The sequence below is a fragment of the Amycolatopsis sp. NPDC114484 genome (assembly GCF_055633755.1).
Genome location: NZ_JBVKDQ010000003.1, coordinates 69,660 through 96,147 on the forward strand (window position 1 = coordinate 69,660; position 26,488 = coordinate 96,147).

At 67.2% G+C, this 26,488-nt stretch carries 20 protein-coding genes and 1 pseudogene; 7 read left to right on the forward strand and 14 right to left on the reverse strand.

The features are described from left to right. Positions 1–203: 203 nt before the first annotated feature. Genes ACZ7SW_RS09770 through ACZ7SW_RS09780 form a run of 3 tightly spaced genes read right to left on the reverse strand, consistent with a single transcriptional unit; the run spans position 204 to position 3,275 of the window. Positions 204–1,256 (reverse strand): beta-keto acid cleavage family enzyme, encoded by a 1,053-nt coding sequence (locus ACZ7SW_RS09770; protein WP_470229994.1) that lies wholly within the window; start codon positions 1,254–1,256, stop codon positions 204–206. Positions 1,257–1,296: 40 nt separating this feature from the next. Continuing rightward, a complete protein-coding gene (locus tag ACZ7SW_RS09775) occupies positions 1,297–2,187 on the reverse strand; it encodes a TauD/TfdA dioxygenase family protein (protein ID WP_470229995.1) in 891 nt (296 codons plus the stop codon). Positions 2,188–2,216: 29 nt separating this feature from the next. Next, on the reverse strand, positions 2,217–3,275 hold the full coding sequence (locus ACZ7SW_RS09780; RefSeq protein WP_470229996.1) for a quinone oxidoreductase family protein: 1,059 nt from the start codon (positions 3,273–3,275) through the stop codon (positions 2,217–2,219). 109 nt (positions 3,276–3,384) lie between these two features. Between ACZ7SW_RS09780 and ACZ7SW_RS09785 the strand changes: the two genes are divergently transcribed. Next, positions 3,385–4,395: an AraC family transcriptional regulator gene (locus ACZ7SW_RS09785; RefSeq protein WP_470229997.1), complete on the forward strand. Its 1,011-nt coding sequence runs from the start codon at positions 3,385–3,387 to the stop codon at positions 4,393–4,395. A gap of 74 nt (positions 4,396–4,469) precedes the next feature. Here ACZ7SW_RS09785 and ACZ7SW_RS09790 read toward each other — a convergent pair whose 3' ends face one another. Next, positions 4,470–4,787 carry an amidohydrolase family protein gene (locus tag ACZ7SW_RS09790; RefSeq protein ID WP_470229998.1) on the reverse strand — a complete coding sequence of 106 codons (318 nt, stop codon included), beginning with the start codon at positions 4,785–4,787 and terminating at the stop codon, positions 4,470–4,472. Between ACZ7SW_RS09790 and ACZ7SW_RS09795 the strand changes: the two genes are divergently transcribed. Together ACZ7SW_RS09795 and ACZ7SW_RS09800 are read left to right on the forward strand one after the other, a co-directional pair. Then, positions 4,720–5,175: a YncE family protein gene (locus tag ACZ7SW_RS09795; protein ID WP_470229999.1), complete on the forward strand. Its 456-nt coding sequence runs from the start codon at positions 4,720–4,722 to the stop codon at positions 5,173–5,175. The genes ACZ7SW_RS09790 and ACZ7SW_RS09795 overlap by 68 nt on opposite strands. 617 nt (positions 5,176–5,792) lie before the next feature. Then, positions 5,793–7,064 (forward strand): eCIS core domain-containing protein, encoded by a 1,272-nt coding sequence (locus ACZ7SW_RS09800; protein ID WP_470230000.1) that lies wholly within the window; start codon positions 5,793–5,795, stop codon positions 7,062–7,064. A 328-nt stretch (positions 7,065–7,392) separates the two neighbouring features. Here the strand turns inward: ACZ7SW_RS09800 and ACZ7SW_RS09805 are convergent. The 4 genes and pseudogenes from ACZ7SW_RS09805 to ACZ7SW_RS09820 form a co-directional block, all read right to left on the reverse strand. After that, positions 7,393–7,779, reverse strand: a pseudogene (locus ACZ7SW_RS09805) (DUF2637 domain-containing protein); the annotation flags it as partial. 234 nt (positions 7,780–8,013) lie between these two features. Then, positions 8,014–8,205, reverse strand: a complete 192-nt coding sequence (locus ACZ7SW_RS09810; RefSeq protein ID WP_470230001.1) for a hypothetical protein — start codon at positions 8,203–8,205, stop codon at positions 8,014–8,016. A gap of 118 nt (positions 8,206–8,323) precedes the next feature. Beyond that, complete coding sequence (locus ACZ7SW_RS09815; protein WP_470230002.1) at positions 8,324–12,184, reverse strand: hypothetical protein; 3,861 nt, start codon at positions 12,182–12,184, stop codon at positions 8,324–8,326. Positions 12,185–13,422: 1,238 nt separating this feature from the next. Beyond that, positions 13,423–14,121: an ImmA/IrrE family metallo-endopeptidase gene (locus ACZ7SW_RS09820; RefSeq protein WP_470230003.1), complete on the reverse strand. Its 699-nt coding sequence runs from the start codon at positions 14,119–14,121 to the stop codon at positions 13,423–13,425. On the opposite strand from ACZ7SW_RS09820, the gene ACZ7SW_RS09825 reads away from it, so the two are divergent. Together ACZ7SW_RS09825 and ACZ7SW_RS09830 are read left to right on the forward strand one after the other, a co-directional pair. After that, positions 14,095–14,718: a crotonase/enoyl-CoA hydratase family protein gene (locus ACZ7SW_RS09825; protein WP_470230004.1), complete on the forward strand. Its 624-nt coding sequence runs from the start codon at positions 14,095–14,097 to the stop codon at positions 14,716–14,718. The two genes, ACZ7SW_RS09820 and ACZ7SW_RS09825, sit on opposite strands and share 27 nt — an antisense overlap. A 619-nt stretch (positions 14,719–15,337) precedes the next feature. Continuing rightward, complete coding sequence (locus ACZ7SW_RS09830; RefSeq protein WP_470230005.1) at positions 15,338–17,275, forward strand: hypothetical protein; 1,938 nt, start codon at positions 15,338–15,340, stop codon at positions 17,273–17,275. A gap of 156 nt (positions 17,276–17,431) precedes the next feature. Here ACZ7SW_RS09830 and ACZ7SW_RS09835 read toward each other — a convergent pair whose 3' ends face one another. Then, positions 17,432–17,608, reverse strand: coding sequence for a hypothetical protein (locus ACZ7SW_RS09835; RefSeq protein WP_470230006.1), 177 nt, complete (start codon positions 17,606–17,608; stop codon positions 17,432–17,434). A 388-nt stretch (positions 17,609–17,996) separates the two neighbouring features. On the opposite strand from ACZ7SW_RS09835, the gene ACZ7SW_RS09840 reads away from it, so the two are divergent. Continuing rightward, a complete protein-coding gene (locus tag ACZ7SW_RS09840; protein WP_470230007.1) occupies positions 17,997–19,394 on the forward strand; it encodes an MFS transporter in 1,398 nt (465 codons plus the stop codon). A gap of 1 nt (position 19,395) precedes the next feature. Continuing rightward, positions 19,396–20,010, forward strand: a complete 615-nt coding sequence (locus ACZ7SW_RS09845) for an HAD family hydrolase (protein ID WP_470230008.1) — start codon at positions 19,396–19,398, stop codon at positions 20,008–20,010. On the opposite strand, the gene ACZ7SW_RS09850 is transcribed toward ACZ7SW_RS09845, so the two are convergent. The 5 genes from ACZ7SW_RS09850 to clpB are packed head-to-tail and all read right to left on the reverse strand — an operon-like array spanning position 19,980 to position 26,487. Continuing rightward, positions 19,980–21,392 (reverse strand): glucose-6-phosphate dehydrogenase, encoded by a 1,413-nt coding sequence (locus ACZ7SW_RS09850; protein ID WP_470230009.1) that lies wholly within the window; start codon positions 21,390–21,392, stop codon positions 19,980–19,982. The genes ACZ7SW_RS09845 and ACZ7SW_RS09850 overlap by 31 nt on opposite strands. Positions 21,393–21,396: 4 nt before the next feature. Beyond that, positions 21,397–22,314: a Dyp-type peroxidase gene (locus tag ACZ7SW_RS09855; RefSeq protein ID WP_470230010.1), complete on the reverse strand. Its 918-nt coding sequence runs from the start codon at positions 22,312–22,314 to the stop codon at positions 21,397–21,399. Further along, positions 22,311–22,646 (reverse strand): hypothetical protein, encoded by a 336-nt coding sequence (locus tag ACZ7SW_RS09860; protein WP_470230011.1) that lies wholly within the window; start codon positions 22,644–22,646, stop codon positions 22,311–22,313. Before ACZ7SW_RS09860 ends, ACZ7SW_RS09855 begins: the two co-directional genes overlap by 4 nt. A gap of 2 nt (positions 22,647–22,648) precedes the next feature. Next, positions 22,649–23,839: a PucR family transcriptional regulator gene (locus ACZ7SW_RS09865; RefSeq protein ID WP_470230012.1), complete on the reverse strand. Its 1,191-nt coding sequence runs from the start codon at positions 23,837–23,839 to the stop codon at positions 22,649–22,651. Beyond that, positions 23,836–26,487 (reverse strand): ATP-dependent chaperone ClpB, encoded by a 2,652-nt coding sequence (clpB, locus tag ACZ7SW_RS09870; protein WP_470230013.1) that lies wholly within the window; start codon positions 26,485–26,487, stop codon positions 23,836–23,838. Before clpB ends, ACZ7SW_RS09865 begins: the two co-directional genes overlap by 4 nt. Between the last annotated feature and the right edge of the window lies 1 nt (position 26,488).

Genomic DNA, 26,488 nt, shown 5'->3' on the forward strand with positions numbered 1-26,488 from the left:
ACCCAGGGGTAGAACCGCGACCGACCACTTGCTCGAAGCTTCGGCGAGGGACGTGGATCCCTCGTTGCTGTGGTGCCGGCTTCCATCGGCAACTCCTTTGTTGACCGGAATGAGCGAACATCAGCGTGAAGTTGTTCAGTCCCCCAGTGCCGGTGCCGCCTCCCCCGGTGCGGCACCGGCCCAAATCGGGTCGGCGGCGACGGTCAGGCGTGGTGCGTGAAGCCGACCTGGCCGGGCTTGCGGTTCGGGGCGAAGCCGATCTTCGCGAGCGTCTCGTCGGCGTCGGCGTAGCTCTCCCCGATCCGGTAGATCTCGCGAGCCTCCTTGCCCGTGGCGACCTGCCGGCCCAACTCGCCCGCGATCCGCACGAGTTGCTCGACCTGCCGCACCGAGGTCATCTTCTCCTTGCCCGGGCTCCACAGCGTGTCCTCGTTGCCGACCCGGCAGTGCAGCCCCATCGCGATGGCCATCGTGTTGACGGGCAGGACGCTGCGCATGAGCGTCTCCAGGGTGAGCACCGCACCGTCGGGCACCCGGCGGATGAACTCCATCATGTTGTACGGGTTGGGCCCGTCGAAGCCGCCGCCGATCGCCACCCACGTCACCATCATCGGCCCCGTGTAGGCCCCGCGGCGGATCAGCCGCTCCACCGTCTCCAGCTGCGGAATGCTCGCCAGCTGGAAATGCGGCTGGATGCCCTTGGCCTGCAGCCGGCGCAGGTGCTCCTCGACCCATTCCGGACCGGCCGGGACCACCATCTCCCGGTACGCGTCCCACACCTCGGGCCGCTCGAAAGACGTGCCCGCGATGTCGTCCGGGGTCATCAGCTCGACGATGTTCATCTGGCTGGTGTTGATCGCGATGGTGACCTGGTCGGGCGCCGGGTCGAGTTCAGCCAGCAGGTGCCGGGCATCGTCGGACAGCCACTTCGCGTCGGCGCCCTCGCCCTCCGGTGCGAACGAGATCGAGCCGCCGACCTGCAGGATCATCTCCGGCACCGCTTCGCGAAGCCGGCCAAGCAGCTCGTTGAACATCGACAGCCGCTTGGAGCCCTTGCCGTCCAGTTCGCGAACGTGGATGTGCAACACGGTAGCGCCGGCGTCGTAGCAGTCGACCGCCGCCTGGACGTGCTCGTCCATGGTCAGCGGGAGATCCTCCCGGAAATCGTTCAGCTCCCACTCCGGGCCGTACGGCGCGGCAGTGATGACCAGCTTCTCCTGCTTCTCCGGGAACAACGCGTCGTCGAGAAAATGCATGATGGGCTCCGATCTCCAATGGTTTTCAGATGGACGAAATTCAGAAAGTCCGGTCGCCGATGATCGCGGCTCGCTCCATCTTCCGGACCGCCGGCCAGTAATCCTGCACCGCGTAATGCTGGGTGGAGCGGTTGTCCCAGATCGCGATGCTGTTCTCGGTCCAGCGCCAGCGCACCTGGTATTCCGGAATCGACGCCTGGCTGGTCAGGTAATTGAGCAGCTGACTCGCTCCGGGCATGTAGTCGGCGCCGTAGCGCACCCGTTCCGGGGTGTGATAGTTGACGAAGTGGGTGGTGAACGAGTTGACGAACAACACCTTCTCCCCCGTTTCCGGGTGCGTGCGCACCACCGGATGTTCGGCATCGGGGAACCGTTGCTTGAGTTGATGCCGCTGCTCGGTCGGCAGGCCGGCGCCGAACGAAGCCTCGATGCTGTGCCGCGCGCGCAATTCCTGGATCTGCCGCTTGACGTCGGCCGGCAGCTTTTCGTACGCGGCGACCATGTTCACCCAAATCGTGTCACCGCCGACCGGCGGCGCCTCCACCGATCGCAACACACAGCCCATCGGCGGGTTGTCCCGCCACGTCGCGTCGCAGTGGAAGGCGTTCTCGTAATGCTCGGCCGGGCTGTCCAGGTCCTTGTAAATTCGCACCAGCCCGGGGTGATCGGGATCGCTGCCGTTGATCGGGTGGTCCTCCAGCTTGCCGAACCGGCGGGCGAGAGCCACGTGCTCGGCGCGGGTGATGTCCTGATCCCGGAAGAACAGGACCTTGTATTCGAGCAGCAGCCGGCGAAGTTCGGCGAACAACCGCTCGTCCCGCGATACGGCGCCGAGGTCGACGTCGAACAGCTCAGCGCCGATGGTGCAGGTCATCGGCTCGACGCGGAACAGCGACGGCGTTGTCCCGGGCGCGGCCAGAGTGCTGGTCATCAGGTACCTCCATCAACGTTTTCGGGTAGTCACCAGGCGAAGACCGACGAACCGATGCTGCGACCCGCCTCGAGATCGCGATGCGCGTCGACCGCGTCCTCGAGCGCATAGCGCTGATTGATCTCGATCGAGATCCGGCCCGCGGCGACATGGGAGAACAGCTCGCCCGCCAGCGCGGCGCGCTCGGCCGGGTCGGCGATGTAGTCGGCGAGCGCCGGCCGGGTCACGAACAGCGATCCCCGAGCGGCCAACTCCATCGCGTCGATCGGAGGCACCGGGCCGGACGCAGTACCGAAGCAGACGAGCAAACCTCGCCGCGACAGCGAGTCGAGCGAAGCCCGGTAGCTGGCGGCGCCGACGCTGTCGAAAACGACCGGGACCCCAGCACCGTCGGTCAGCTCGCTCACCCGCCTCGCGATGTCCTCCCGGGTATAGACCACGACGTGCTCGCACCCGTGTTCGCGCGCCACCGCCGCCTTCTCGTCGCTGGAGACCGCACCGATCACAGTGATTCCCAGCAACTTGGCCCACTGGCAGAAGATCAGCCCCACCCCGCCGGCCGCCGCGTGCAACAGCACCGTGTCACCCGGCTGCAACGAGTGGATCCGGCGCAGCAAATACGCCGACGTCAGGCCTCGCATCGTCATCGCGGCAGCGGTGTCGAACGCGATCGAATCGGGCAGCGCGATCAAGTGCTCGGCCGGCATCACCCGCTCCGTGCTGTAGGCGCCCAACGGGCTCCCGGTGTACGTCACCCGGTCACCGGCCCGCACGGCGGTCACCTCCGGTCCGACGGCTTCGACCACCCCGGCGGCCTCGACGCCCATCCCCGCCGGGAGCGGAGCCGGATACAACCCGGTTCGGAAATACGTGTCGGCGAAGTTCAGGCCCACCGCCTCATGGCGGATCCGGACCTCCCCCGGCCCGGGGTCGCCGACCTCCACGGCCTCCCACCGCATCACCTCCGGGCCCCCGGTGTCGTAGAAGCGGATCGCCTTCGCCACGGTTCCTCCTTGTCCGGCCCCAACACCCGGCACACTGAGGTTCGACGTCGCGAACTCGTTCAGCACGGTCCCGGGCTGAGTCATCGACTCACTGTTCACTCCATGTGACGGGGCTTACGGTATTGACACTCGGCCGCCGATACTTATCCTCAGGGGACACCGAACTATTCATCTTGGGACAGGGTGCGATGACGTGAAGCCGTTGGCCCGCTATGCGGCCCTGAACAACTTCGTCGAACTGAGCCGCTCGGTCGGGCTCGACGCCGCGCAGATCGTCCGCGAAGCCGGCATGGACCCGGCAAGCCTGCGGCTGCAAGACCGCTGGGTTCCGGCGGCTTCGATCGCGGACCTGCTCGAAAAGGCGGCGACGGCGTCGGGACACGAGGACTTCGGACTCCGGCTCGTCGAGCTGCGCCGCTTCTCCAACCTCGGCCCGCTCAGCCTGGTGATCCGCGAAGAGCCCGACGTGCGCAGCGCACTCAAAATCCTGATGCGCTACGAGCACATGTACAACGAATCACTGCACACCTGGATCAGCGAACGAGAGGACACCGCGTCGATCCGGGTCGAACTCCGCCTCGGCCAGCCCGGCGAGGTCCGCCAAGGCACCGAGCTGGCAGTAGGCACTCTCCATCAGCTCATGCGCGGATTCCTCGGCCCCACCTGGCAACCCGCCACGGTGTCCTTCACGCACGCGGCGCCCACGAACCTCACCACCTACCGGCGAATCTTCGGCACCACTTTCCGATTCGACCAGGATTTCAACGGAATCACCATTCCCGCGGCGGACCTCAATGCCAGCAACGCGATGTCCGATCCCTTGCTGCGGCCCTACACCCGCCAAATCCTGGACTCGATGAAAGAAACGAAAGAGGCGACCACACTCAACCGCGTCCACGAACTGATCGAAGTGCTCCTGCCCACCGGCCGCTGCTCCAGCGACCAAGTCGCCCGCAGCCTCGGCGTCGACCGCCGAACGCTGCACCGCCGCCTCGCCAAGGAAGGACACACGTTTTCGTCGCTCCTCGACGAGACCCGCCGAGCACTGGCCGAACACCTGGTGAGCAGCAAACGCTATTCCCTCACCGAGATCTCCGCGATGCTCGCCTTCTCCGCCCCCAGCAACTTCGCCCGCTGGTTCAAACAATCGTTCGGCCGCACCCCGCGCGAGTGGCGTCACAATCCGCCGTCCCTCGCACGATGAACGTCGCGAAGCAGGCTGGGGGAACCGGCCGGTGCTGTGATCAGTGCCGTGCCGGATCCGCGTGCCGGCACCGATCAACCAAGTCTTGGCCCGCAACGGCCGGCTCCGGCGTAGAACTGCTGTGCGTTGTCCCGGAATACCGCGCGGCGGTCGTCATCGGTCAGACCGCGGGTCGCGATCTCGTGTGCCGCCCATACTTCGTCGACGGCCCCGGCAAGCTCGCACACCGGCCAGTCGGACCCGGCGTCTCGCCAGCGCCCAGACCGCCGCCATGGCGGCCACACGGTGCCCAACCCGGATATCGCGTAGGTGCCGCGAGCGTTCGTGGCGAACTTCTCCAGCAACACCGTCACCGCTGTCGACCTCTCCACCGCCAGGCCCGAGGTCGACATTCCGGTCGGGTTGTCCCCCGGCACGGTCGTCGCGAGTCCTGATCACAGCAAAGCGTTCGTGGCCAACCAGAACTCGAACACGGTCAGCGTGATCGACGTCGCGGCCGACGCCGTCGTCGCCACGTTCCCGACGGGTCAGGCTCCCGGCAGCCTCGCGGTCAGCCCGGACGGCAAGACCCTGCGGGTCTCCGACTACAGCGACAACGCGGTGCAGCCGATCGACATCGCCACCGGCACTGCCGGGGCGAAGATCGGATCTATGGAGGAATTCGAGAAAAAGCCCCGCACGCGTTGTGGAATGCTCCGGACGGGCAGAAGGCTTGCCTCCATCGTGGGCCGCACGGCAAGCGGCACCTGCGAGGTTCCACAAGTTGGTCACCGGTGCTGACCAGTGGCTCTACTCGTACTCGTTGATCAGGCCTCGGGCACCTGCTGTCGCTTGATCCGCCAGAAGCTGAGGTCTGCCACGGGATGGGTGGACCGTGGTGAGCAAAACCCGCGGGAACGATGCGACCGTCGACCTTCGCAGTTCCGGATGTGCTCGGCGAGCACGGCTCGCAGACGTCGCTCGCCCAGGATCACCATACAGTCGGAGAACTCGAATCTGGCCGTGAGCACAAACCGTTCCGCGCGGCAGTTCGCGCCGAGGATCGCGAGCCAGCTTGCCTGCGACGAGTTCTGGCACGTCAACTTGGCTCCCGTTCCGGGTGCTCGACCATGAGCAGGCGACAGCGGCGATGTCGTCGCCAAGCTGTGCATGCCCGGCGGTGTACGGCCGGACCGCGCCGAGCGGGTACGCGGAAGAGGCCCGGTTCCTGGGATGAAGCGATCATGGCGGTTCCCAGGGGCGTTTCGCTCGGGATGGAGGTGCAGCGGCGGCCCGCATGCTGGTATTGACTGGCGACGACCGTGTCCAAACCCCCACGACCGACGCGTTGATTCAGCCCGCAGGTTCGGTCCCGCTGCGGTGACGCCAGTGTGACGGCGGGAACGGACACTGGACTGATGACCCACGCCCACCAACCCCCGCGGCGGAACGCTCAGCAGGGCCCGGTGCCGTCCGTCGTGTCGGAGGCGGTCCGATCGCCCGGCGAGCCGTTGGACAAGGCGACCAGCGCCGCCATGAGCGCGCGGCTGGGTCAGGACTTCAGCACCGTCCGGGTGCATACCGACTCGCACGCCGCCGAGTCGGCCCGGGCACTGGGCGCACGGGCATACACGATCGGCTCGCACATCGCGTTCGGCACCGGCCAGCACGCACCTGCGACGCCCTCCGGGCAGCGACTGCTTGCCCACGAGCTAGCCCATGTCGTGCAGCAACACGGGGCGACCGGCGCGCCGGAGGCGATCAGCCGGCCCAGCGACCCGGCAGAGCAGGAGGCTCGGATGATCGCGGCCGGCGGAAGCGGCGTCCCGGCCCAGACGACCGGCCTGACGGTGCACCGGGATTCCCCCGACGAGGAACCGCGGGACGCGTCCTTGCCCGGCGGCACGCCCGTGCCCGCGGACGCAGGCGCACCGACGGTGGATGCTGCCATCCCGGCACCGGTCCAGGACGCGGGCACCCCCGCACAAGATGCGGCCGTACCGGCTGGCCCGGTCGCCCCGGAACTGGGTGCGGGCGTAACCATCGACGCGGCAACCAGCGTCGCCCTGTGCGCCCGTTTCGGCACGCAGATCGGGTTCGTACTGCACTTCCGTGACCAGGCGATCGACGTGCAGCGCAGCAGCGGCGTGCCGGCCGCGTTCATCCTCGGCCAGATGGCCATCGAACTGGGCTGGCCGGCACGCGGGGCGACCGGCGACAACCTGTTCAATGTGGAAGCCGGCCCGAATGATCCGCCGGACCGGCGCCACACTGTAGTCACCACCGAAGTGTTCCCCGCCCGGCACGAGAACGATCCACGCCTGACCGGCCCGGAACCGAGGATCTGGCCGAACGAGTCGGGCCCCGGATTCCGGCACCGGATGCGCCGGGATTTCCGCACCTATCCAACCGAAGCCGACGCGATCGCCGAGCATTCCACCCGGCTGACCCAGCATCGATTCGCGGCGGCCTGGCAACACGTGGACAACCCAGTGGAATTCGCCCGCCTGGTCGCGACCGCCCGGCCGCCGTACGCCACCGACCCTCGCTATCCGACCGATCTGCCCAACACCACGTCCCTGGCCAACCGCCTGGCCGCGCTGATCCGCGACTATCCGGACGCGGCCCAGCAGGCCGCCGACCGGGCCGACCAGCAACGACAGCAAGCCCGCCACGCACAGCACCGTTAGAACACACGGACTCGGCGCATCCCCGAGACAGGCTCCGGCGGCCGCGACATCCCTGCTGACGGGGACGAAGCCGGGTACGTGCGGCTTGATTCCGCACCGGCGAACCCGCTGGTCTTGGATCACAGCCTCGACGCGGTCGATGTCTGCCAGCAACACGCCTTCGCTGAGCGAGTGTCGAGTTGGCCAGCAAACCGCCGTCCTCGCCGAGACCATCCGAGACCACGCCACGATCGCCTGGCTCAGGCTCGTCCGTCCCTCCGTCTACAGCCGTCTCGGTCTCGACTCGCTCGGACACGATTTCGGAGCAAGTCTCGGCGTGCCGGTACTTCAACGCACGGTTCAGCAACTCCACCGCGAACAACAACGCCACTGGCGGACACGCAGCCACCACCACCTGAAGCGGATTCTCCACCGGCACCGACCCGATGTTCGCCAGCAAAGACGACCCGATCCCGAATACAAAAGCCGACCACGCGATCCACCGACCCCGACCAGTTGCGCGGTTCTTCCACAACTCGATCGTCGCGATCGTCAACAACCCACCCACCAATAACGGCCAGATCGACGCTGTCGACGAATCTGCACCGAACCGGAGAGCGAACTCACGACCATGCCGATACGACGCGTACGCGGCCCCGACCGCCACCAGACCCGTGCATCCGCGCTGCGCCCACAGTGCAAAATTCGGAGCCACTTGCCCTCTCGACTCCCCCATCACCGCGCCACCCCGACCACACGAGCTAGCACCCGGAAACGCCGCCGACCAAATCCCGCCGGACCAGGCGACATATCCCGGCACATGCGAGCCCGAGGGGAGCCCGAGAGTGCGGAAACACGACAACAAACCGCGACATCACCCGACACCGACGGCACACCCGCGCCGAGGAAAACGACACTTGCCGGCATCACGTGGCATTTGACTGCAGTGGCTTGTCCGGATGTTTCGGGCTCAGGCGAGAGTTGGGCCGCGCGGACAACAATCGGCCGTTCTGCCGTCGGCAACTCCGTCGGCAGCGCGCATCGTCCGCACGCCGCCTCCGACATCGACATTGCCCGCGATCAACAGAACTCCGCAGCGATGATCGGCGAAGCCTGCCTGACCCACGCCGCTCATCACGCAGCTGCCGTTCAGGTACCGCATGGCCGCTCTTCGTCGAGCATCCCGCCGAGGGAACCGTCTTCGGTTGCAATGTCCCCGCGTGCGGGCTGGCATCCAGCCCGGATGCCAGCCCCGCAGAAGCTGGTCGGCCGAATCCCGCTTAGTCCCCGAACTCTGAAAAGTGGCCCGGCACCGGATCCGCGTCGCTCTGAAGCATCTGTTTCAGGCCGCGCACGCACGCGAACGGAACCCGCGGGTCGTCGACGAATGCCGCCGCCATGGGATTCGGACTGACGAGCACCGGCCAGACCGTCCAGCCGGCTGGGTCCGTTCCGGGCAGCCCTACGGCCCTGAAGGTCGCGGGCAACTGTTCGCGGATTTCCGCAGCCTTTCTCAGCAGCTTCCCGACTTCTGCTTTGTCCGGACTCGTCTTCTGCTTCGCCCTCGACCGCTCGTTTTCACAGACGCCATGGTATTTCAGCAGCTCGCGGAACAGCTGCTCGGTCGTGTACGGTTTGTCCTTGTTCTTGGCCTCCACCACCCAGATCCGTCGATGGCCCGGGTCCGCGACGAGAGCGTCGATCTCGCCGGTAATCGTCAGTCCCACCTTGAGAGCTTTCCGAACGCGGAACCGAGGGCGGATATACTGGAATCCGCATTCTCCGACCGCAGCGACAACTTCCTTCTCGAAGTCATGCTGCATCGCCCACCCCCATTCATCAATGGCCTCGCGCAAATCGACGGGGAGGTTTTCTTTCCACCACGGAAGCCGATGATTGCCGAGGTAGTTGGCGAAGATCGCCTGTGTCGCCTCGGCCTGCCGGGGCAGAATCCAGACCGTGGAACCCGGCAGCGACCCCAGCGGACGGACCAGCGGGCGCGTTGCGAGCCTCGCCCGCCGACGGTCCAGCTCCCAAAAGTCGACTGTGTCGGCGGCGGCGACGCTCTGCTGCATCAACGTCAGTTCGCGCACCGCGGCCTCGACTTCTCCGCTGGGTAGGCCGGACCAGCTCGCAACGGACTCGACCAGTTCTCCGACCGGGACCTCCGCGACGAGAGCGTCGTTCGGCACCGACCAGGACGCGGCAGTCTTCAAGACCGCGAACAGGCCGTCGACCCCGGTTCCGAGGCTAACTCGCATGGCTTCGTCGAAACCGATCATCGTCTTGCGCGTTTCGGAGCCCTGCCCGTCGCGAGGAGTATCCTCCAAGATTGCGCTCAGCGACTGGAAAGGCCGCTCGACCGGTCCAGCCGCGGATGTTTCCGCAGTGGGGAAGTCCTGCTCGCCGAGATGGACCCGAAGCAGTTCCGCGCTGTACGCCTCGGAGTCGAAGCGACCAGTCCGGACCCTGATCGCGTGAACACCGCTCCCCACGATCGTCACCTCCAGTTCCTCCGCCCCGGACTGGACCGCGTTCACGTGCTCACCCAGTTCGAAGGCGAGGGAAGCGAGATGCAGCAGGGAGCACCAGTCGCGATCGTCGAGACGAGCTTGTCCGGCCGGGGGCGTGTGCAGCATCTGTTCCAGGACCAAGTGTGCGGCTCTCGTGCGCACTGTGTTCCGCAGCGCTTCTTCAGCGATGGCTCCATCCACATGCTGCGCAGACAGGGAACGAGCGAGGTCGTCCTGACGGCTTTCTGCCAGCGTGCGCTCAATGTGCGCCGCTGCGGCCGGAACAGCCTGCCGGGGATCGAAGCGGACCAACTCACGATTCAGCGCATCGATGACCATGGGAACCACTACCGTCCGGAGCAGCGTCGCCGCTTCCCCGCCGACAACCTGGCACGGGCCGATCTTCTCTTGGTTCAATGCTCGCGCCAGCGTTCTCCGTGCTCTAGCCTCGCCGAGGTCGCTCAACCTCGCCGTCCGCGGCATCTCCTGCACCGCGAACGGGACAGCGATCCGCGCCTTGAGGAGTTCGACAGGCAGGCCACGCCATTTCTCCGTGACCGTGTTAAACACTTCAGCCGCTGCGGAGTTGCTCTCCAGCATCTGCTCCAGGTCGTATCGTCCGGCCGTGAGTCCTTCCTCCGCCGAGGCGTCCATCGCGAAAAAAGCCAACCCCTCGGCGAGTGATTTGCCCAGCAGCCGATGAACGGTCTCGGCGCTCTGCTCGGCTGCAGACTGCGGTGAAAAGCAAAGGACGACCGCACCGTCCACCAAGCCCCCGGGCCAAACCGGACGTTGTTCGGTACCGGGGGAATCGACAGCCAAGAGGCTGATCTGCAGCGGCTGGTCAAGAACAGACAACGACGTTCCAGAGATGACCTTGGCCAAACCTGAGTGCAAAGCTCGGGCCAGTGCGGCCTGCAGTGCTTCGTCCACTTCGGCCGATGTCTGCTTGACCACGACAGCCGTCGAACTCGGCACATCCAGGAACGCCAGGCAATAGGGCAAGACCGAACGAGCGACAGCCCTTTCGCTGTCCAGCCGAGCCCACCGCGGCCACTCATGCATGGGCGGCAGGCCGACGCTCGTCGCAAGCTGGTCGAACCGCTCGACCGCGGCCGATTCTTCCCAATCGTCGGCAGTTTCCACAGGAGGGAAACTGAGCTCAAGTCCTTCCGCTCCGGTCTCGTGCAGGACGCCCCTCTCACGAAACGCCTTCCACAGCGCGAGGACGTTCCACCCGCGGGCGACCCGGATCCCTGGCAGCTCGTGGAGTTCGTCGAGGAAGGCCCACAACTCCTCGGCCTGCCGCGCGTCGCCAACGATGCGAACCCATTCCTCCACTCCCAGCACGATCGTGCCACGACGGAACTCCCGGATCGCTCTTCGCAGGCCGTCGACGAGAACGACACGCGTCACCGCGGCATCCTCGCGTATGCGGACCGGACATCCCTCCAGCACAGACAGGTCGAACGGGTAGTCGCCGGGCGGCTTTTCGCCGACTTCCGCCGGACGGTCGAGCTGGACAACGCAGCCAGGCACGACTTGTTCGACGGCACGCTTCGCTTTGGTGACGGCGGTCGTCCCTTCGCCGGTGAGGTCGACGGCTAGGGCGACGGCAACGACGTGCCGGGCAGCCGGAGCAATCAGGGTCAGCGGGACGCCTTTCCGGTCAGACGTCACCCGGGCATTCAGCAGAGTGACCGGGGCGAACGTCAACAGGCTGCGGACCAGCAAGCGCTGCGTCTGCGCGCTGAGCCGAGCAGCCGCGGCGGAAGCGTCCCGGCGGCCACGACTCCCGCGTTCCAGCCGGGCTGCCTCCCGCACCAGGCGACGAGTCACTTGGGCAAGACCTTTGAGCGCCAGCCCGGCCGGCACCGGAAGAAGGCAGCCCTTGGCAGCCAAGGCGAGGGCCGCCAGCTCCGAGTATTCGTTGCCAACGTGCACGCGCGTAGTTTCGGGCCGTGCGGTCGCCCAGGTGAGCGCACGGGTCAAACGGTCCTTGCCTCCGTCGGCGACCGGCGCGAGAGGCTCAAGCAGCACAGCGGGAAGTGGAGCGTCGGCAGGCTGCGCCCGCCATACCTCCAGGATCCGGTCGCTCGCGGCGACCTCGGCCGGGGTCACCGTCGCCGGCCCCTCCGGCCGGCTCGAAGGGCCGCTCGCCCAGTGCCGCGCCACGACCGCCCGCTCAAGCGCGATCATCCGCAGCGCGAGTTCGGCGACGTCGCTGATCCCGAATCCGAGGTGATCGTCCAGAACCGGATCCGCCGCCTCAGCGAGGCGCCGCACGACTTCGAGCAGTTCCCGGGGCTGGTCGAGATACCCGGGATGGAGCGGCCACCAGATGCCCCTCCACTCGGCCCTGACCTCCAGCCTCGGATCCGCAGGAATCCAGTCCTCCATCCGCTCGTAGACGCCGGAGCCAAGCTGGGGAGCTATCAGCCAGCCGGAGAGATCGTCCGGCGTGGCCGCGCGCCTGCCGATCGGAGGGTTGCCCCACGTGCCGACCAGGAGCGCGGTCAGTGTCGGAAGCCGGTGCACGGCTGAGGGCGACGAACACGAAGCGTGAATCACCGCATGCACGCTGCGCGATTCGAACCCGTCCATCGCCGCGTTGATCGAGGCCGCCACTGGGGGCAATCGCTGGTAGCTCGAGCGACTCGAAGGGTATGGCATTGGTTACCACCTAGGACTTATCGGAGCTTGCAGGACTTCAGGGGCATACAGAACGATTTTCACCCGCCGGATTTCCGTCGCGGAGTTCTCAGCTCGATCGTCGCGCAGAGTGCTCAATTGGATCGCTCGACCCGAATGCGCCCAGGAACATCTGCGAGCAGTTGTGGCGCTTTACACCGTGGATGCCGACGGAATCTGAGCAGGTAATGGTGCCAGCAAATCGTTTCCCGGACGTTAAGTGGGCGCATTAATGGCCGTGTCGCAGTGGCAGAGTGCACGTCGAGGCGCTAAGCGGATGCGTCCCGATCTTGACGACGGAGAGGCGAGCCAATGAATCCGCTTGCGGGAAAGCTCACTCCGGACAACCACATCGCTGCATGCGTTCTCGCCAGAGCAGCGCTGCCGCGGCGCGTTCCGACAGCGACTCGCTTAGATGTTATCGAGGGTAGAATTTTGTATGAATTCTCAGCCGCAACATATAGTGACCGACGCAGAAAACACCATCCGTCACGCCGGAAATTCCCATCGCACCGAGTCAGCAAGTGATCAAACCTGGCTCCTCTCCGGGAAGACGCTCAAGAAGTCCTCGTGCGCACAATCGAGGCCCGTGTCGGCGCGATAATGAGTCCGCTCGGTGCTGCATGGCCGCCCGCACTCCCAAGGCCTCGCAAAGACCTCTGGGTTCGATAGTTCCGATGGGGACCGGATCAGACTATTCAACATCGCCACGGCGGATCGCGACCTAGTAGTGCGTCAGCCTTTGCCTTGCTGGCAGTCTGCGACCAGAGCCCAACGTCGACCGTGAATGCGTGCAGTCGGGAGAAATGAAGAGCAATCGACAGGACACGGGGAGGTGGAGCCAAGGCAGCCAGCACAGCAACAGCATCAAGAGGGTGAAGCACGGCAGACAGTCGCCCATCCAAATCTACTGCTCATAGACCTTCCGGCGCGGGCGTCGCATCGGCAGGGTCTCGGACCGCATCCTGGCCCGTCGCCAGGATATTCCAGACCGCTTGCGGGGTCCCACCGCGGACGTCGTCGACGCCTTTTCCCCTTGTCGGGCGATCGCGCGGGTCCGCGATCGGCGATCGATCAGGCGGTTCGAGTGACCACCTTCGCCGGCAACTCCGCGCACAACGCCCCAGGAGCACTGCCAACACTGCGGCACAAGTCCACACGTGCACCATAATGCATCAAATATCATCAAACCGAACAACGGTTTTTAATCTCCTCGCAAACGACCAAGGCACGATATTTTCATACTGAAGACGCCCGAGAACAACACTCGGCGCGACGCCTACTTCGCGTGCGAAAATTCTAATTTCCTTCTCCGTGACCACAGCGGACGAGTCGAGGAACTTCTTTAAGTTTTGTTCAGGAATCAACGAGTTCTGAGCGAACTTGTCAGCCTCTCTTTCCAACTCGCTCGACGCACCCGAAACCTTCGAATCACCATGCAGAAACATCGGCGACGAATCGACCTCGCCAACGTCGCCCGACTCTTTTCCGTGATCCAGAAAGGTCAGTCGCTTACCATGCAGCAGTACATGCGCTAACTCATGGAAGAACGAGAACCAGAAAGTATCACCGGTCTTGAATCGATCACTGAGCCCGATCATCACCTTGTCAGGCGCGAGCCAACGCGTCACGCCCGACAGGTGCGCATTCTTCAGCGCCGGAACGAATACGAGCGCTACACCAAGGGAAGCACAGAGCCGCGGAAGCTTGACCTGCCAGTAAGCAGGTTCCCGAAGTGTTAAATTTCGCAATTCAGGTATAGACGCAACGAGTCGCTCACGGCCGAAGGGAGCGCATTCGATATTGCGCGCCCTGACCTCGCACACCCTGAGCCAGGCGGCGATCGAGTGCGTTGCGGCGTTCTGTTCGCCCACGGCGAGCATTTCACCGGCGGTCTCGATCTCGCCGACGTCGGACCCGCCATCCTGGCCGGCGAGAACCCCCGCCCCGCGGACGGGCGCGACCCCTGGCGGCTGGACGGGCCGTGGACGACGCCGCTCGTCGCCGCGGCGCACGGCCGGGTGCCGACGTTGGGCATCGAACTGCTGCTCGCCGCGGACATCCGCGTCGCGGCCCCGAACGCCCGGTTCAGCCAGCTCGAAGTGCGCCGCGGCATCTATCCGTTCGGCGGCGCGACCCTGCGCTTCCCCCGCGAAGCCGGTTGGGGCAACGCGATGCGATGGATGCTCACCGGCGACGAGTTCGACGGCACCGAGGCCCGCCACATGGGCCTCGTCCAGGAAATCGACGACGATCCCCTCGCCCGCGCACGGCAGATCGCGCACACCATCGCGGACAAGGCGGCTCCGCTCGGCGTGCGCACCACCCTCGCCAGCGCACACCGCTCCGGCGACGAAGACGCGATCGCCTGCCTGCAGCCCGACGTCACCGAACTGTTCGGGACCGCCGACGGCGCCGAGGGCATGCAAGCGTTCCTCGAAAAACGCGACGCCGAGTTCACCGGCCGCTGAGGTCGACGGAGATGATCGACGTGATGGACGCCGGGCCAGGGACACCGCGTCTGGGCCCGGCATCCGTCGCGGCGAGGGTGCCGGTCCGCGTGCCCGGCAGTCTTCCCGTTGCGTACGCGAGTCCGGTCCGCGTTCGCGGTTCGTTAACGGTTTTCCCGCTCTTGCCCTCGGGGGACCGCCTGAACGCAGGCCGCACCGAGTTTGTGCTAGATGCACTTCAGGTGAGTTTTGACCGTTCCTTCCAAGATGTGCAAAAGGCGTGCGAACTGAGACGGCAGGAAAGAGAACAACATCCAATAAGAAGCGTTAATCAATTTCGCTGCGTCATTTATCCGGTGCCGGACTCAGGAATATCCAGCATCTGGCACAGCCAAGTTTCCGCATCCGGCGAACCCGACCGGAACGACATCGTTGCAGCGACAGGGCAGGGAAGGAAGATTCCCTCCCTCGCAACGCAAATGCGTTCGACCGCACAGGAGTCCATAGTGGACCCGTCGCCGCCTTGCCCGCAGGCAAGCAGCCGATTCCGCGCGTCCGATCAGCGGGTTTCCGTCGCTGCCCCAGCCAAGCCATACTCCCCTCGGTCGCGCATTCGGCGCGCATCGGGAGGTGTTCTCGAGTGGCACGAAAGCATTGTTTACCGGGCACTTTCTTTTCCGTCCTTTTACTCGCCGGAGGACTGGCCATCGGCGGGAACCCAGCGGCGGCCGCTGCGACGGCGGCGATTGTCGACCTTGGCGCGTTTCCCGGCGAGACCGCGAGCGAGGTCACCGGGATCAATGACAGCGGCGTCGCGGTCGGCGCGTATAGCACCGGGGCCGATGCCTCCGTCGCCGCGCGCTGGCAATCGGACGGCTCGGTGGCGCGGCTGCCGGTTCCCGCCCACTACAGCAGGACGGCGGCGCGGGCGGTCAATGGCCGGGGAGTCGTCGCCGGGTCCGCCGAAGACGGCAACGGAACACAGAAGCCGGTGCGCTGGCAGCCGGACGGTTCGTTCGCAGAACTGCGTTCCGCTAGCGGCTACGGCTACGGCGAGGCCACGGCGGCCAATTCCGCGGGCGTCGCTGTCGGCTTGACCATGCCCGCCAATTCTTCCGGTCAGGCGGCGCGGTGGGACGCCGACGGGAAGCTCACGATGCTCGCGATGCCGTCAGGTGCCACCGAATCGGCTGCTTTGGGGATCAACGACCGCGGGACGATCGTCGGAACCATCCGGAATCAGGCTGCCCGCTGGAGTCCCGACGGCAGGTTCGTCCTGCTCGCTTTGCTTCCCGGAACCAGCGACAGCAAAGCGAACGGCATCAGCGACACCGACGTCGTCGCAGGCAGTTCCGGAGGTCGGCCGGTGCGCTGGGACGCGGACGGGACAGTCCACCCGCTGCCGGGCCTCCTGGCGAAAGATCCGGCTGGCAGCGGGAACGCGATCAACAAAGCCGGTGTCGTCGCCGGCACTTCGACCGCTGCGGACGGGGTCAACCACGCCGTGCGCTGGAATCCGCGCGGTGCCGTCACCGATCTCGGCGCGCTTCCGGGAAGTCGCGAGAGCGGTGGTTCCGCAATCGATTCTCGCGGCACGGTGACTGGCTATTCACTGACGCCTTCCGGCAACGACCGGCGCGCGGTCCGCTGGGCGCCTTCGGGTCAGGCGATCGATCTGGGCCGTTCGCTGCCCCGGTTCGAGTCGGCAGAGGCGGTCGCGATCAATGCCAGGGGGCAGGCCGTCGGCAGTTCCTGGACCTCCGACGGCAGGCTCCACCCGGTGCTCTGGTCCCGCGACGGCAGCAGGACCGACCTCTCCTCGGACGGGATTTCCCGCTGGGCGAACGCGATCAACGCCAGCGGCGCCATCGCGGGCGAGGAAGGCTCCTGGGCGATCCGCTGGAACCCGGACCGGACCGTCACCCGGCTCAAGGCCCCGGGCGACCGTGTCCGGTCCCTGGCCTCGGGGATCAACGACAGCGGAGTGATCGTCGGCAGGGCGGCGAGGCGGTTCCGGTCGCTGATGCCGATCCGGTGGAACGCGGACGGGACCACCACCGACCTGCCCATCCCGGAGCACGAAGCCTTGGGCGCCGCGACGGCGATCAACAACCGCGGAGTGATCGTGGGGTACTCCGGCCACCGGGACGACACTTCCCGTAACGCGCTCCGCTGGGCGGCGGACGGAACCCTGACCCAGTTGCCCGCTCTTCCGGCGGGTTACTCCGCGGCCCTCGCGGTCAACGACCGCGGCGAAGCGGCCGGCTATTCCCGCAACCTCCCGGTGCGCTGGAGCGCCGACGGCAAACTCACCGTCCTCAGCGTTCCCGACGGCGCGACCCACAGCGAGGCCACCGGAATCACTGCCACCGGAGAGGTCGTCGGCTGGGCGCACTTCAGCTCCGGCGTTCCCGACCGGGCACTGCGGTGGAGCGCGGACGGGACGCTGACCCTCCTGCCGCCCTTGCCCGGCGGGACCTCGGACCGGGCGCGCGGAGTCAACGCGCGCGGGGACGTCGTCGGCAAGTCCGACACCCGCGAGCACCAGGTCCACGCGGTGCGCTGGTCTGCACGCTGAGCGTCCGGTTCTGGCGGGCATCCCGGCCTGGGCGGGATCGGGTGAACGCCGGTATCGGCCGTGCGGGGTTCCCGGGCGGGCACAGGCTCGTCCGGGAACCGCGGCGATCAGGCCGGCACCGCGCGCGGCGGCCAACGGCCGGGCGATTTCCGCCGGTCAAGCCAGCTCGGCGCCGATGATCCAAATCTCGTATTCCTCAGTCGTCACCCCGCATAGTGCCCGAGCGTCCATCGACATCGCCACGAATCCGGGCTCGCCGGAATGGGCCACGAGGTGCCGCGCGAGGGAAGAGTCCTTGCCACGACGGACGTGCGCCCAGGGCAGACTCCCCACCCGGCCTCCTCCGACGCTGATCAAGAAGTCCCCTCCAGGACCGAAAACTCCCAGTTCCGCGGCCGTCGCCACCCAGCTCCGCTCGACTTCGCTCGCATTGTTTCCCGCATCGGAATCGTCTTTCACCCGCACGGTCGGAACAGCGTCTCCGCTGGCGACAATTCGCCACGCGTCCGCAGGAGAGAACCCGGCTGAAGAATAACTCGCCGCCACCACGACAAGACCTGAGTCGCGAAGCATTTTGTCCCGGAGAGCGCTCTCCGGAGAACCATCGTTCATGTTCACAGTCCAGATAAGGTTTCCTTCACCCTGCCTGGACCGCCAAGATCGAGAGCGATGTCCGGAATCCGCCAGCGCGCCCCGCCCCGCCGAGGCACGCTCGACTCCCGTGGCAGTCGAACTCTCCCCGTCCTCCGAGCAGCTCCGTCCGCGGCGGGGTCTGCTGCTCGCGGTGCTGCTGTCCGGGCAGTTCATGGTCAATGTGGACGGTGCGGTGGTCAACATCGCCGCACCCGCGATCCGGACCGGGCTCGGCACCGGCGAAGGGCCGGTCGCGCTGGTCGTCTCGGGTTATCTCATCGCCTACGCGGTGCTGCTGGTCACCGGGGCGAGGCTGGGCGCGACCCACGGGCGGCGGCGGATCTTCATCGCCGGGCTGGCCGGGTTCACCGTCGCTTCGCTGGCCTGCGGGATCGCACCGGGGATCGGCTGGCTGGTCGTCGCGCGGTTCTCGCAAGGCGCGGCCGGGGCGCTGATGGTGCCGCAGGTCCTGAGCGGGATCCAGACGCATTTCACCGGCACCGACCGGGGACGCGCGCTGGGCTACTACGCGGTCGCGCTCTCCGGAGGCGCTGTCGCTGGGCAGGTCCTCGGCGGGCTGCTCGTCTCCGCCGACCTCTTCGGCACCGGCTGGCGCGCCGTCTTCCTGATCAACGTTCCGATCGGGGCGCTGCTGCTCCTGGCCGCTCGAAGGGCGTTGCCCGCGGACAGCCGGAACGACCGGGGCGCGCTGGATCTGCCGGGCGCGGCTGTGCTGTCTGCTGGGGTGTTGCTGGCGATCGTGCCATTGGTCCTCGGGCGTGAACACGGCTGGCCCGCGTGGATGTGGCTTTGTCTCGTGGCGAGCGTCCTCGTATTGCTCGCGTTCGTCCATCACTGCCGAGCAGTCGCCGCGCGGGGAAAACGGCCGTTGATCGCGCTGGATGTCGTCTCGGACCCGTTGACACGCAACGGTTTGCTCGCGCACGGCCTCACCACCGCGACCTACGCCGGTCTGTTGTTCGTGCTGGCGCTCTACCTTCAGCAAGGCATCGGTGTCGGAACAGCCGCGACCGGGCTGGCCATGGTGTCCTGGGTCGCGGCCTTCGGGGTGGCCGGGCTGGCGCTCCCCCGACTCCCGGCCCGCTGGCGCAAGTACGCGCCCACCGCCGGGTGTCTTCTCCTCGCCACCGCCTACGCCGCATTGTGCGTCCACCTGTCCATCGCCGACCGTCCTGGATTGCCGTTGATCCTTCTGCTCGGGCTCGGCGGACTCGGCCTCGGGACCAGTTCGAACTCGCTGATCGAACGCGTCATCTCGACCGCCCGCGCGGACCGCGTCGCGGATCTCTCCGGGGTGCTCAACACCAATGCCCAACTGTGTGCCGCGCTCGGGGTCGCGGGAGCGAGCACCGCTTATCTCGGTCTCCCTTTCGCGCCGACCCCGTCGTTCGCGACGGTGCTGGGAGGGTTCACTGTGCTCGCACTCATCGCCGCCGCCGTCGCGCTCGGCACGGGAAGGAAATGACATGTTCACCGCAGCCCTGTTCGACCTCGACGGGACGCTCGTCGACACCGAACCCCGCAGCCAGGCCGCGTGGCGCCGGCTGTTCCGCACCCACGGAGTCGGCTTGGACGAGTCGACGCTTGCCTCGTTCGCCGGACGTCCAGGCAAGACCGTGCTGGCCGAGAACCATCACCTCTTCCCCGGCGAGTCCACTGTGGACGGACTGTTCGCCGAGGCGATGTCCTACGCGACCGACGCTGCCGAGCCCATGCCCGGAGCCGCCGAACTGGTGCGTGCGCTGCACGAACTCGGGTGGCCGATCGGAGTCGTCACGTCGGGCACCCGCGACTACGCGCACGCCGAACTGACCGCGCTCGGCGTGCGGTCGCTGTTCGGCACGGTCGTCACCGCCGAAGACGTCTCACGCGGCAAACCCGATCCTGAAGGCTATCTCCTTGGCTGCGCCCGGTTAGGTGTCGAGCCTGGCCGAACTGTCGTTTTCGAGGACGCTCCCGCCGGGGTCGCGGCTGCCAAAGCCGCGGGCATGTTCTGTGTTGCGATCGGTTCCGGGTGTTCGGCGGCCGATCTGGTGGTCGCCGATTTGACTCAGGTGCGGCCGCCGTTCGACGCGGACTGACCGGGCTCAGGCAGCCACGGCAACTGCCAAGCCGGGTATCCGTCCACCAACTCGTCCGCGGCGGAAGGACCCCAAGTCCCCGGCTCGTACAGCCGCGCAGGACGCGGATAAGCCAGTGCTGGCCGCAAAACCCGCCAGCTCTCCTCCACCGCGTCCTGCCACGCGAACAGCCGGTCGTCGCCCGCCAGCGCGTCCGCCAGCAAGCGTTCATAAGGCGAGCGCGGTGTGCCCAGGTCCCGCTCGAAGGTCGTGTCCAGGCGCACCGGACGCCATCGCTGCGCACTGTCCAATCCGGACAGCCGCAGCCGGAACGCCGGGTCCGGCGAGATCCGCAGCACGAGCTGGTTCGCCTCGACCTGTGCGGCGTCGGGCAGGAACCGCAGCCGTGGCGTGTGTTTGAAGATCAGCCGGACCTCGGTGACGCTCTCGGGCAGGCATTTGCCCGCCCGCAGGAAGATCGGCACTCCGGCCCAGCGCCAGTCGTCGATCGCCAGTTTGAGCGCGACGTAGGTTTCGGTGCTCGACCCGGCCGCCACCCCGTGCACACCTTGGTAGCCCGCGTATTGGCCGCGCACGCAATCGCCCGGCTCCACGGCCGGGATCGCCCGGAACACCTCGAGCTTCTTCGCACGCAGATCCGCCACGCTCGAACCGACCGGCGCGTCCATCGCTACCAGCGCGAGCAGTTGCAGCAGATGGTTTTGCACGACGTCGCGCAGCGCACCGACCTGGTCGTAGAACCGTCCCCGCCCGGCCACGTCCAGTTTCTCGGCCATGGTGATCTGGATCGCGGCCACACTGTCGCGATCCCACAGTTCGGCGAGGACGTGGTTCGCGAAACGCAGGTATTCGATCTCGGTGACCGGTTCCTTGCCGAGGAAATGGTCGACCAGGAGAATCTGCTTCTCGTCGAGGACTTCGCTCAGGCGCTGCCGCAGGGCTCGCGCCGAGGCGAGGTCGGTGCCGAAGGGTTTCTCCAGCGCCACGCGGGCGTCGGCGAGCAGGCCCGCGGCGGCCAGGCGGTCCACGACGGTGGCGAACAGCGAAGGCGGCAATGCCAAGTAGTACAACGGCCTGGCGGTCAGTTGCTCGGCAAGTGCTTGGTATAGCTCGGGATCGGTAGCGCTTCCACCGAGATACGTCATCCGCCGGGCGAGCCGCGCGAACACCGCGTCATCGAAGTCTTCGATGGCCTTCTCGACGGAGCGGCGAGCGAGTTCGGTGAACTCGCTCCGGGACAGCTGCGCGGTGGCCGTGCCGATAACCGGACAGCGCAGTTCGCCGCGCTGTTCGAGCCGGTACAGCGCGGGAAGGGTCATTTTCGCCGCGAGATCCCCGGTGATCCCGAAAATGACCAGGGCTCCGGCGTTCCAGTCCGCCATCGGCTCAGCCCTTCCGAACCGGCGGATCATCGAGGAAATCGGCTGGGGGCACGAAGAACAGGCTGCCGGTGACCGCGGTGGACACGTCGAGAAGACGGTCCGGCGGGTCGGCGACGAACATCCGCTCCAGCATCTTCTCGGTCACGGCGGGATCGGCCGCGTAGCCGCAGAAGTAGGTGCCGTATTCGCCGCGGGCGATGGAGCCGAAGGGCATGTTGTCGCGCAGGATCTTGTGTTCGGTGCCGTCCGGGTCTTCGATCGTGGTGCGCGCGACGTGCGAATCCGGGGCCTTCTGCGCGTCCGGGATCTCCACGTCGTCGGCCAGGTGCCTGCCGACGGACCGGTCGCGTTCCTCCACCGGCATCGCCGTCCACTTCGCCAGGTCGTGCAGGTATTTCTGCACGACCAGGAACGATCCGCCGGCGAAGGGACCCTCTCCGATGAGCGCCGCGCGGGCCGCGGCCGCGTCGGTGGGGTTCTCCGTGCCGTCGACGTAGCCGAGCAGGTCCCGGCGGTCGAAGTAGCGGAATCCGGGGGTCGCGTCATACACCGAGACCGCGTCGCCGAGCCGGTTCACCACCCGCCGAGCCAATTCGAAGCACGGGTACTGCCGGGTCGCCCGGATGTGCAGGAAAACGTCGCCGGGCGTGGCAGGCGCGTGATGCCGCGAACCGGTCAGCTCCTGGAACGGGTGCAGGCCGGTCGGGCGCGGCCCGGTGAAAAGCCGGTCCCAGGCCTGCGAGCCGAAGCCGGTCACGCAGGTGAGGCGTTCTTGCGGAAGCGGGAACGCCACCGAGCGGACCAGCCCGGCGAGGTCGGGAAGCAGGTCGAGAACGGCCGCCTCTCCCCCGGGATTGATCGTCAGCGTAAGGAAAGTCGCGCTTTCGCTCAGCTGGGCGAGGACCGGTTGCGGAGTGGTCATAGCAGGCCTGCCTCGTCCGGGGTGACCACGCAGGTGCGTTCGCGGTCCAGCGGAGCCGACATCGAGACGACCGTGCCGGTGCCGCAGCCGCGCCAGGCGACGGTGATGCCCTGCGGTTCGTCGTGGCTCGATCCGATCGGGCCTCGCGCGGCGGTTTCGGCGGGGCCGACGTGATACGTGCGGATGGCGTCCTCGTCGGTGCCGTCGACCCTGGTCACTTCGTAGGCGAAGATCGCGACGCGCTGTCCGGCGGCCGGGAAATCGGGCGGCCACGGGTTGTCGAAGAGTCCGCCGCTCGGGGTGCCGAGGGTTTTCGCGGTGATCTGGTTCATGGTCAATCCCTTTGAGAGTGCGGAAGTTGCCGGGCCGGAGAGTCGACGCGCAGCGCTTGCATCGCGGTGACGAGCTCGGCGATGTCCTTCGGGTCGGTCAGCGACCGGTCGGTGAGTTCCCGGATCCGCCGCAACCGGTAGCGGACGGTGTTGGCGTGGCAGTGCAAGCTCTCTCCGGCGCGTTCGGAAGAGCCGCCACCGGAGAAGTACGCCTCGAGCGTCTCCAGCAGCAAATCGCGTTCGTCGGCGGGCAAATCCAGGACCGGGCCGAAAACCTGGTCTCCGAGCCGCCGGCCTTCGTCGGGGTCGTAGGCGACGAGCGCGGCCAGCGGGCTGGGGTCGAACGCGCGGACCTCGACGCGTTCGGGCGGCGCACCGGCCAGCGCGGTGCGCGCCAGGTGCAGCGCGCGCGGGGTGTCGGCCAGCGACGCGTAGAGCGGGCTGACCCCGGTGCGGGTCAACGCGACCTCGTCGAGCACGGTCAGCACGGCGCGGTATTGCTCGTCGCGCACTGACACCACCCCGGCCTGCAGGACGGGAGTGAGTTGCCACGCCGACACGATGCCGAGGAGGCTGAGCCGCCGTTCGATGCCGACCAGGCTCTCCTCGGCCAGCCCGCGGGTCTCGGCCGCGACGACGGCGAGTTTCCCGTCGAGGGGCAGGCCGAGCAGCCGCCCGGCCTCCCACGGCCCGGCATCGGAAAGCCGCTGGCCGGTGAAAAGGGCTTCGGCCAGCGCGGAACGGCGGCGTTGCTGGGCGACGAGAAGTTCCGCGCTCGCCGCCCGGTACGCCTCGGTCACGCGGACCGCGTGGTCGTCGGCGACCTGCCACAGCAGACTGGCCGCGTCGATCAGCACGTCGATGCCGCCGGTCTCGCGGGCGCGCGCGGCCAGCAAGTCCCACAACCTCGCGCAGCCGATCCGGTACACCTGCAGCACCTCCGGAAGCGGTGCGCCCTGGTGCGCGCGCCGGCTGCCGGTCTCCTGCGGTGCGCCCTGGTCCGGGTCCTCGGTCCCGCCGAGCGTGTCGACCAGGAACCGCACGTTCGCCGTGACCGAGCGGTGCAGGTCCGCGCGCGGCACGATCTTCTCGTCCCGGTAGAGGCCGATCCGTTCGCAGGACGCCGCGCAGATCTCGTCGATCAGCCGCGGCAGCCGCGGCTGAACCCAGGCGATGAGTCCGCCTATGGTCATCGGCCCGCCCGCGAGGCTTCGGCAGCCTCGTCGTCCCGGCACGTCACCGCGAGCACGCCGTCATCGAGGCTGACGTCGATGGTCGTGTTGTCGTGCGCTTGCCCGCCGAGCAGCGCGCGCCCGATCCGGGTCTCGACCTCGCGAGCGAGGAACCGGCGCAGCGGTCGGGCGCCGTAGACCGGGTCGAAGCCCTGTTCGGCGATGAAACGCAGTGCTTTGTCGGATACCTCCAGGGTCATGTTCTGCTCGGCGAGCCGGGTGCGGAGGTCGCCCAGCATCAGTTCGACGACCCGTTCGATCTCCGGCAGGGTCAACGGTTTGAACAGCACGATGTCGTCGATGCGGTTGAGGAATTCCGGCCGGAAATGCCCGCGCAGCGCCGCCATCACCTCGTCGCGCGCGGACTCGGTGATCTCGCCCTCGGCGTTCACGCCGTCGAGCAGGAAGTGCGCGCCGATGTTGGAGGTCATGATGATGACGGTGTTGCGGAAGTCGACCGTGCGGCCTTGCGAATCGGTCAGCCTGCCGTCGTCCAGCACCTGCAGCAGCGTGTTGAAGACGTCCGCGTGGGCCTTCTCGATCTCGTCGAACAGCACCACCGAATACGGCTTTCGCCGCACGGCCTCGGTGAGCTGGCCGCCCTCGTCGTAGCCGACGTACCCGGGCGGAGCGCCGACGAGCCGCGACACCGTATGCCGTTCCTGGTACTCGCTCATGTCGATCCGGACGATGTTGTCCTCGGTGTCGAACAGGTCCGCGGCGAGCGCTTTCGCCAGTTCGGTCTTGCCGACGCCGGTCGGTCCCAGGAACAGGAACGACCCGATCGGACGGCGCGGGTCCTTGATCCGGGACCGGGCGCGGATGATCGCGTCCGCGACCAGCTGCACCGCCTCGTCCTGTCCGATCACGCGCTCGTGCAGCAGTTCGTCCAGGCGCAGCAGCTTGTCCCGCTCGCCCTCCTGCAACCGGCTCACCGGAATGCCGGTCCACCGCGACACGACCGCCGCGATTTCCTCCTCTGTCACGACTTCACGGAGCAGCCGGGTGCCAGCCTGTCGGGTGGCCAGCAGTTCTTCCTCGCCCGCCAGCCGTCGTTCCAGCTCGGGGAGACGACCGTGCCGCAGCTGCGCGGCCAGGTTCAGGTCGTACGCGCGCTCGGCGGCTTCCGCGTCGTGGCGGACCTGCTCGATCTCCTCGCGCAGCGCCTGGACCTTGTGCAGCGCGGCACGTTCGGCCTCCCACTGCGTCCGCATCCCGCCCGCCTCGGCGCGCAGATCGACCAGTTCGCGGCGCAGTTCTTCCAGCCGGGCGTGACTCGCCGCGTCGGTTTCCTTGGCCAGCGCGGCTTCCTCGATCTCGGTGCGGGTCAGCCGCCGGCTCAGCTCGTCCAGTTCGGCGGGCATCGAGTCGATCTCCGTGCGCAGCATCGCGCACGCCTCGTCCACGAGGTCGATCGCCTTGTCCGGCAGGAACCGGTCCGAAATGTAGCGATGGCTCAGCACGACGGCCGCGACCAGCGCACTGTCCTGGATCTTCACGCCATGGAACACTTCGAGCCGCTCGCGCAACCCGCGCATGATCGAAATCGCGTCTTCGACCGACGGTTCGTCCACCAGCACCGGCTGGAACCGCCGTTCGAGCGCGGCGTCCTTCTCGATGTACTTGCGGTACTCGTCCGCCGTCGTCGCGCCGATCAAGTGCAGTTCGCCGCGGGCCAGCATCGGCTTGAGCATGTTGCCCGCGTCGAGGGAAGACCCTGCGCCCTCGGTGGCACCCGCGCCGACGACGGTGTGCAACTCGTCGACGAACAGCAGGATCCGGCCCTCGGCGGCGGTGACCTCGTTGAGCACGGCCTTCAGCCGCTCCTCGAACTCGCCCCGGTACTTCGCGCCCGCGACGAGCGCGCCGAGGTCGAGCGAGAACACAGTCTTGCCCTTGAGCCCTTCGGGCACGTCGCCGCGGTCGATGCGCTGGGCGAGCCCCTCCACGATCGCGGTCTTGCCCACGCCCGGATCGCCGGTCAGCACCGGGTTGTTCTTCGTCTTGCGCGACAGGATCTGGATCACCCGGCGGATCTCCGCGTCGCGTCCGATGACCGGGTCCAGCTTGCCCGCCGCCGCGTCGGCGACAAGGTCGCGACCGTACTTTTCCAAAGCCTCGTAAGCGGATTCCGGCGTCGCCGAGGTGACCCGCTGGTTGCCGCGAACCTTCCGCAGCACCTCCAGGAACTTGTCCCGGGTCAGCCCCGCGCCGCGCAAAAGCCGCCCGGCCGCGCTCGAACTGCCCTCCTCCAGCAACGCCGCGACGAGGTGCTCGACGGACACGTAATCGTCCTTCAACCGCCCCGCTTCGCGATCGGCCGCGTCGAGCACCCGGGCCAGCCGGGCGGTCACGCGGGTTTCGCCGGGAGTGACGCCGGGGCCGCTCACCTTGGGACGGCGTCCGAGTTCGGCTTCCAGCTCTTGTTTGAGGCGGGCCGGGTCCGCTCCGGCCTCTTCGAGAAGCCGCGCCGCGAGCCCGTCGGACTGGTCGAGCAAGGCGAGCAGCAGATGTTCGCCGTCGACCTCCGGCTGGCCGTACTTCACCGCGGCCGTCTGGGCGTCGTGCAGCGCTTCCTGAGATTTCTGAGTGAGCCGGTTGGGATCCATG